At 75.2% G+C, this 7416-nt stretch carries 5 protein-coding genes and 1 pseudogene; 4 read left to right on the top strand and 2 right to left on the bottom strand.

Going from position 1 to position 7416, the window contains the following annotated elements:
- Positions 1-65: 65 nt before the first annotated feature.
- The gene (locus tag ACIQOV_RS18190; protein WP_401049582.1) at positions 66-2303 is read right to left on the bottom strand and encodes an MMPL family transporter; all 2238 of its coding nucleotides are present in this window, start codon (positions 2301-2303) and stop codon (positions 66-68) included.
- A 254-nt stretch (positions 2304-2557) separates the two neighbouring features.
- Here ACIQOV_RS18190 and ACIQOV_RS18185 point away from each other — a divergent pair, with 254 nt between their 5' ends.
- Together ACIQOV_RS18185 and ACIQOV_RS18180 are read left to right on the top strand one after the other, a co-directional pair.
- The gene (locus ACIQOV_RS18185) at positions 2558-3826 is read left to right on the top strand and encodes a sensor histidine kinase (protein WP_401049581.1); all 1269 of its coding nucleotides are present in this window, start codon (positions 2558-2560) and stop codon (positions 3824-3826) included.
- A complete protein-coding gene (locus ACIQOV_RS18180) occupies positions 3823-4617 on the top strand; it encodes a response regulator (RefSeq protein ID WP_401049580.1) in 795 nt (264 codons plus the stop codon). The genes ACIQOV_RS18185 and ACIQOV_RS18180 overlap by 4 nt, the downstream gene beginning before the upstream one ends.
- 135 nt (positions 4618-4752) lie before the next feature.
- On the opposite strand, the pseudogene ACIQOV_RS18175 reads toward ACIQOV_RS18180, so the two are convergent.
- Positions 4753-5154: pseudogene (locus ACIQOV_RS18175) on the bottom strand (cytochrome P450); the annotation flags it as partial.
- Between the two features lie 827 nt (positions 5155-5981).
- Between ACIQOV_RS18175 and ACIQOV_RS18170 the strand changes: the two are divergent.
- Positions 5982-6191: a hypothetical protein gene (locus ACIQOV_RS18170; RefSeq protein ID WP_401049578.1), complete on the top strand. Its 210-nt coding sequence runs from the start codon at positions 5982-5984 to the stop codon at positions 6189-6191.
- Between the two features lie 113 nt (positions 6192-6304).
- The coding region (locus tag ACIQOV_RS18165) for an NB-ARC domain-containing protein (protein ID WP_401049576.1) at positions 6305-7416 on the top strand (1112 nt) is incomplete at its 3' end.

The raw sequence follows: 7416 nt of genomic DNA, 5'->3' as shown, positions 1-7416 counted from the left end.
GTCCCCGGGAGGGAACGCCTCGGTGGAGACCGGTGTGACCGGTGCGACCGGTGCGACCGGTTCGCTCAGCGGGTGCCGAGGCGGTCCGGGGCCGGGCGCGGGGCGGCCACCGGGGCCGCGGCGGTGTCCGGCCCCGTCGTGGTCGGTGCCGTCGTGGTCGGAGCGGCCGGGGTGGGGCGCAGAGGCCACCAGAGGGAGCGGCCGAGGAGGGCGGCCAGGGCCGGGACCACGCCGAGCGAGAGGACCAGGGCGGAGAGCAGGATGCCGAGGGTCAGCGAGAAGGCGATCTGCTCGCTGCCCGGGGTGGTCGCCAGGGTGGCGAAGGAACCGGCCAGGACGAGACCGGCCGTGGCGACGGCCGGCGCGGTGTGCCGGACGGCGCGGGCCACGGCGTCGCGGGGCGCACCGGGCCGCCGCATCTCCTCACGGATGCGGTCGGTGACGAGGATGTTGTAGTCGGTGCCCAGGGCGACGACGAACAGGAACAGCACCAGCGGGAGGGTGAAGGCGACGCCCGGCTCGCCCAGGCCGTGCTGGAACAGCAGCGTGGCGGCGCCGAGGGTGGCGGCGAACCCGAGGCCGACGGCGAGCATCAGGACCACCGGGGCCAGCAGGCTGCGCAGGAGCAGCAGCAGGATCAGGGCGATCAGGGCGGCCGCGACCGGGAAGACCACGGTCAGATCGTGGTCGACGGCGGTGGAGATGTCGGCGAAGACCGCCGCCGTGCCGCCGACGTGGGCGCTGGTTCCGGGCGGGGTGTGCGCGGCGACCGCGGCACGGACCGGGCCGGAGGCCAGGTCGCGGGCCCGCTGGCTCTGCGGCTCGGCGTTCAGGTAGACCTCGATCCGGGCGGCGCGGTGGGCCTCGTCGAGGACGGTCCGGCCCACCTGGCCGACGCCCTCGACCCCGGTCAGGGCCCGGGAGAGGCCGTCGAACCGGCCGGCGTCGAGGGTGCCGCCGTCCTGGGCGACGAGGTAGACGGTCGTCGGGTCGGAGACGCCGGCCGGCAGGGCGCGGGAGATCTCCGCGGCGGTGGCCGCCGCCGCCGTCGTGGAGCCGTCCGCCAGGCTGTAGTCCATCCGCAGCCCGGCCGTGCCGGCGGCCAGCGCGCCGAGCAGGGCGACGGAGGCCGCCAGCAGCACCAGCGGCCGGCGGGCGACGAGGCCGCCGAAACGGGCGGCGACGCCCTCACGCGGAACCCGCCGCAGACCGCGCGAGGGCCAGAACATCCCGCGGCCGCAGGCGGCGAGCAGGGCGGGCATCAGGGTGAGGCTGCCCAGCAGCATGACCAGCACCGCGACGGCGATGGCCGGGCCGAGCGAACGGAACTGGCCGAAGGTCGCCACGCCCAGGGTGGCGAAGGCGGCGACGATGGTCAGCGCCGCGGAGGTGATCGCGGTGCCCACCCGGCCCGCCACCTCGGCGGCCGCCTCCCGGGCGGGCTGGTCGGGCCGCGCCCGCAGGTGCTCGCGGAACCGGAAGAGCAGGAACAGCAGGTAGTCGACGCCGATGCCGAGCAGGACCACGGAGATCAGGCCCGGGGTGGAGGCGTCCAGCTTCAGACCGGCGAGCGCCGCCGCACCCGCCACGGCTCCGCCGGCCACGCCGCCGATCACGGCGACCGCGAGCAGCGGCAGCACGGCCGCGAGCACGCTGCGGAACACCAGCACGTTGAGCAGGACGATCAGCACCGTGACGAGGGCGCTGCCGATCATCGCGGCGGTCCGGTTGGCGTCGGCGCTGTCGGCGGCCTGGGCCAGGCCGCCGGTGAACCCGGTGCGCATCCCGAGGTCGGCGAAACGCGCGCGGGCGTCGTCCCGGAAGGCCTTGTAGACGCCCTGCACCCCCTCCTCCGTCGCGTTGCCGGTCAGCTCGACCGAGAGCAGTTCGAAGGTCCGGTCGGGCGCCACCATGGCGGGCGCGATCCGGGGCGTCTGGGAGTGGTCGGGCACGAGGAACTTCGGCTCGTCCTCCTTCCTCGGCATGACGACCCGGCGCTCGGCGAGCTTCGCCGCCTCGGCCTCGACCTTCTGCTGGTCGGCGGCGGTGAGCGCCCCGCCGTCGGTCCGGGCGACCAGCACCGTGACCGTGGTGGCGTCCGGCTTCACGCCGAAGTTGTCCTCGGCGATGCGCAGCGCGGCGGCCGAGTCGTAGCTGCGCGGCAGGAAGTCCCCGCTCTGGGACCCGGTCACCCGGGACATCAGCATCGGTGCCAGGAGGCTCAGCCCCATGCCCAGCACCGCCCAGACGGCGATGACCTTCCACGCGTGTCTGGTGGAGAATCCGGTCAGTGCGCGGATCACGATTCCTCCGGCTGATGGACGCGAACGTCGGTGTCGGCGCCGGGGGTTCCCGGCCTGTCTCCAGACCATCAGGGCGAGGGGGTCCCGGGCGTCCGGGCAGCGGACGATCCGCGCCGGGGCCCGCGGTCCTCCACCTGGGACGGAACCAGGACCGTGGTCCTGGTCCGCCCTCCCGGCGTCGGCCGCGGGGACCACGTCCGGGCCGGCGGGCCGGTGCCAGAATGGCTGCGTCAGTGATCAGCCGGGAGGACCAGATGGACGGGCGTCAGCACGCCGGGGCGGCCACGGGTACGGACGGCCCGCCGGGGGAACGGACGGCGAACGGCGTCGACGGGCGGCCGGGGCGGTGGAGGGACGGGCTGCCGTGGACCCAGGGCGACGCCCTGGTGGCCGTCGGCGCCGGCACGGTCGACCTGGTCGGGTACCTGCTCCTCGGTCGGATCGCCGAGGGCCAGGGCATCACCGTTCCGGTCTTCGTCCTGGTCGCCCTCTCGGGCCTGCCGCTGCTCGCCCGGCGCAGCCGCCCGGTGCCGGCGCTCGCCGCCGTCCTGGTGCTCCAGACGGCCGTCGAGCTCTCCACCGCCCCGGCCGGCACCCGCTTCGGCGCCGTCCTGACCGTCGCCCTGTACTCGGTCGGCCGCAACTGCACCGTCCCGGTCACGGTGGCCGCCGGCGCGGCGACGGCGGTGGTCACGCCGCTGAGCCAGGGCCACTTCCACTCCCTGACCTGGGAGGGGGTCATCGCCGCGCCCTTCTCCGCCGCCCTGGTGGGCGGCGCCGGTCTGGCGGTCTCGCGCTGGCAGCGGGAGGTGGCCGCCAACCGCCAACTGCTGGCAGACCGCGCGGTCGCCGAGGAGCGCCGCCGCATCGCCCGGGAGCTGCACGACATCGTGGCCCACCACATCACCACCATGCAGCTGATGGCCGGCGGTGCCCGGGCCAACCTCGGCAGGCCGGAGGTGGTCCGGGACGCCCTGGTCACCCTGGAGTCCTCGGGACGGCTGGCCCTGCGCGAGATGCGCCAGCTGCTGAACGTCCTGCGGACCGGCGACGAACCGGACACCGCCCCGCCGTTGCCCCAGCCCGGGGCGGACGAACTCGACCGGCTGGTGGACGAGTCCTGCCTGGCCGGGCTGTCGACCGAGTTCACCGTCGACGGGCCCCGGCGCCCGCTGCCGCCCACCGTCGGCCTGACCGTGTTCCGGATCGTCCAGGAGGGCCTCACCAACGCCCGCAAGTACGCCGGCCCCGCCCGGGCCTCCGTCCGCCTGGCGTACCACCCGGACCGGGTCACCGTCGAGGTGCGGGACGACGGCGTCGGCGCGCCCCCGCCGGAGTGCGCCCCGGGTGCGGGCCGGGCGGGGTACGGCCTGATCGGCATGCGCGAGCGCGTCGCCCTGCACGGCGGCACCCTGGAGACCGGCCCGCGGCCGGGCGGCGGCTTCGCCGTGGTGGCCGAGCTGCCGCTGAGCTCCGCCGAATCGTCCGAGGCGGCCGTCCAGCACGGCGGGGCGGGCCGATGACCGACCCGACCAGCCGTGCCGACGGCAACGCCGACGACACCGGCACCGGCACCGGCACCGGCACCGCCGACGGCAACGGCGCCGGACCCGCCCCGGCGATCAAGGTGCTCATCGTCGACGACCAGCCGCTGGTCCGCCGCGGCCTGTCCCTGATCCTCTTCCCCGACCCGTCCTTCGAGGTGGTCGGCGAGGCCGAGGACGGGGAGCGGGCCGTCGCCGCCGCCCTCCGGCTGCGCCCCGACGTCGTGGTGATGGACATCCGGATGCCCGTCCTGGACGGCGTCGGCGCGACCGGGGAACTGGCCCGCGTCCTGCCCGGCTGCCGGGTGCTCGCCCTCAGCACCTTCGACATGGACGAGTACGTGGTGGCCGCGCTGCGCGCCGGTGCCCACGGGTTCCTGCCCAAGGACGTCTCCCCGGAGGAGCTGGCCACGGCGATCCGGACCGTGCACGCCGGGGAGGCGGTGGTCGCTCCGAGGCTGCTCACCCGGCTGATCTCCGCCTACGTCCGGACGCCGGGCGCCACCGCCGCGCCGCCGCCGGCCGCCACCGGCACGGGCGACCTCACGCCCCGGGAGGTCGAGGTGTGGCGGCTGATCGCCACCGGCCTCGACAACACCGCGATCTCACTGGCCCTGGACATCAGCGTGTCGACGGTGAAGAACTACATCACCAGCATCTTCGGCAAGCTCGACGTCCGGGACCGCGCCCAGGCGGTCATCGCGGCCTACGAGTCCGGCCTGGTCACCGCCCGCACCGGGAACGGCGACCAGGCCGGAGGGCGCGCCTAGACGAACGGCCGACGAGGCACATCTCTCGTAAGTCCACCGGACCGGCAGCGACTTGAGGCCGTTCTGGAAGTTGGAGACCAGGTGCCGCGGCGGCCGGCCCGGGACCGGCGCGAGCCCGGGGAGCCGCTCGATCAGCCGGCGCAGCATCGATCGCAGCTGGAGCCGGGCGAGTTGGGCACCGAGGCAGAAGTGCGGGCCGTGGCCGAAGCTCACGTGGTCGTTCGGGCTGCGGGTGATGTCGAAGCGGTCCGGCTCGGGGAACACCTCCGCGTCCCGGTTGGCGGAGGCGTGGTAGACCACCACCTTGTCGCCCCGCCGGATCGTCCGGCCGCCCAGCTCCACGTCCCGCGTCGCCGTGCGGCGGAAATCCGTCACCGGCGCCCAATGGCGCAGCATCTCCTCGACGGCGGAGGGCACCAAGCCAGGGTTCGCGCACAGCAGTTGGTACTGCTCCGGGTGGCTGAGCAGGGTGTACAGGCCGCCGGGCAGGCCGTTGCGGACGGTCTCGTTCCCGGCGACGGCGAAGAGGAAGAACATGGTCTCGAACTCCTCGGCCGTCAGCCCCGCTTCGAGCGTCCTGGAGAGCAGGCCGCCCGGGGCGGGCCGCCGGGCCAGGCCGTGGGCGTAGGCGAACATGTCCGCCAGCGCGGCGCGGGAGCGGGGGTTGACCGGGCGGCCGTCCGGGGCGGTCCGGGTGGTGGGGCGGTGGGCGAGCGCGGCACGGCCGAGCTCGGTGAGTGCGGCCGGCTCCACGGTGCTGGAGTGGGCGTAGTCGGCGTCCTGGTAGCCGATCACCCGGTTCGCCCAGTCCAGCAGCAGCAACCGGTCCTGCTCCGGCACGCCCATCACCCGGGCCAGTGTCCACACCGGCAGGTCGGCGGCGAGCGGGACGAAGTCCGCGCGACCGGCCGGCCGCACCTCCTCGATCAGCTCCCGCACCCGGCCGTCGACCGCCTCGGCCAGCTCCGCGAGGGCGCGCGGGGTGAACGCCGCGGCGACGATCCGGCGCAGCCGGGAGTGGTCGGGCGGGTCCTGGTTGAGCATCATCGCCCGGGCGAACTCCAGGTCCGCCGGGGTGTCGGGGTCGCGGATCTGGGTGGCGCCCAGGTGCGAGGAGAACAGTTCGGGGCTGCGCAGCACGTGCTTGACGTCCGCGTGCCGCAGCACCGCCCAGTACCCGGGGCCTCCGGGCCACCCGCCGACCGGAGGCTCCTCGACCCAACAGACGGGAACGGACTCGCGGAGGTTCCGCAAGAGTTCGTGAGGAACGCCGTGGGCGTAGGTGTCCGGGAGGAAGATCTGGTTGACGTACGCCTGATCGAGGGTCACATGGACGGACGGTACGTCAGGGTCATCACGATGTCATGGACGGTGAAAAGGTGTTCGAGTTCAACGGGATGGTCGGTCCGGACGCTCGCTGCCTCGACGGCGGCGGCGAGCGCTGGACCACGCAGCCGGCCGGCGGGGCCACGACGGGCCACGCGGCGGCCGACCGGTTCCGGCCCGCCACCGAGGACGAGGCCGGACAGGCGCTCGGCGGCGGCCGGAGCCGCGAGGCGCGCACGTTCTGCTAGGCACGGTTCGATGCCGGCGGCGAGCGCGGCGGGGAGGCCGGTGACGAGGGCGCGGAGGGCCGGGCCTTCCATAATGGTGCCCATTCAACACGCGGGGCGGTGGGGGCGAGCAGGTGCAGGGCTGGCAGGTCAGGAACGGCATCGAGAACAGCACGGTCAACGGCAGCACCTTCCAGGCGCGCGAACTGACCGTCCACCAGTACGCCGCGCCGGCCGCCGACGTGCGGTGGCCGGTGGTGATCGGGCGGATCCCGCCCAGGGCGACGGCGTTCCAGCCCCGGGCGGAGCTGCGCCGGGCCATCGACGAGGCCCGCGGGGAGTACGGGACGGTCGTGCTGAGCCAGGTGCTGGCGGGCGGTGGCGGCGTCGGCAAGTCGCAGCTCGCGGCGCACTACGCGCGCGCGGCCGTCGAGGCGGGCACCGACCTGGTGCTGTGGGCCGACGCGGCCGAGCCGTCCGCCGTGACCGACCTGTACGCCCGGGCCGCCGTGGAGCTCCGGGTGCCCGGGGCGAGCGGCGAGGCCGAACAGGACGCGGAGCGCTTCCTCGCCTGGCTGGCCGTCACCGAGCGGGGCTGGCTGGTCGTCCTCGACAACACCACCGAGCACACTCCCGAGGAGCTCTGGCCCGTCACCAGCCGGGGCGGACGCGGACGGGTCATCGCGACCACCCGCCACCGGGGAGCCGCCAGTACGGGCGGCGACCGGACCCTCGTGGACGTCACCACGTACTCCCCCGCCGAGTCCGCCGCCTACCTCGGCGAGCGGCTGGAGCGGGCCAAGTGCGCCCGCTTCCTCGACGAGCACGCGGAGGAGCTCGCCGAGGCGCTGGGCCACCTGCCGCTCGCGCTGGCCCACGCGGCCGCCTGCATGGTCAACACCCGGCGCGGCTGCGGCCGGTACCTGGAGCTCTTCCGCGACCGCTCCCGCAGCCTGGACGCCGTTCTGCCGGCCCGCTCCGGTGCCGACGGCTACCGGGGGCCGGTCGCGGCGGCGCTGCTGCTGGCCCTCGACGCGGCGCAGCAGGAGGAGCCGGTCGGGCTCGCCGGGCCGGTCCTCCGGTTGGCGGCGCTGCTCGACCCGGCCGGGCATCCGCAGGAGCTCTGGGGCACCGAGCCGGTGCTGGAGCATCTCGGCAGGGTCCGCGGCGCGCCCGTCACGGCCGACGACGCGATGGAGGCGCTCGCGCTCCTGCACAACTACAGCCTCGTCACCCTCACCGAGAC

The organism is Kitasatospora sp. NPDC091257, assembly GCF_044757675.1.
Lineage (GTDB): Bacteria > Actinomycetota > Actinomycetes > Streptomycetales > Streptomycetaceae > Kitasatospora > Kitasatospora lactacystinica.
This window is presented reverse-complemented; position numbering and strand designations above follow the sequence as displayed.

Bases quoted from the DNA above. Each gene is read 5' to 3' on its own strand.
- ACIQOV_RS18185 (WP_401049581.1), top strand. From the start codon at position 2,558: ATGGACGGGCGTCAGCACGCCGGGGCGGCCACGGGTACGGACGGCCCG.
- ACIQOV_RS18180 (WP_401049580.1), top strand. From the start codon at position 3,823: ATGACCGACCCGACCAGCCGTGCCGACGGCAACGCCGACGACACCGGC.
- ACIQOV_RS18170 (WP_401049578.1), top strand. From the start codon at position 5,982: ATGGACGGTGAAAAGGTGTTCGAGTTCAACGGGATGGTCGGTCCGGAC.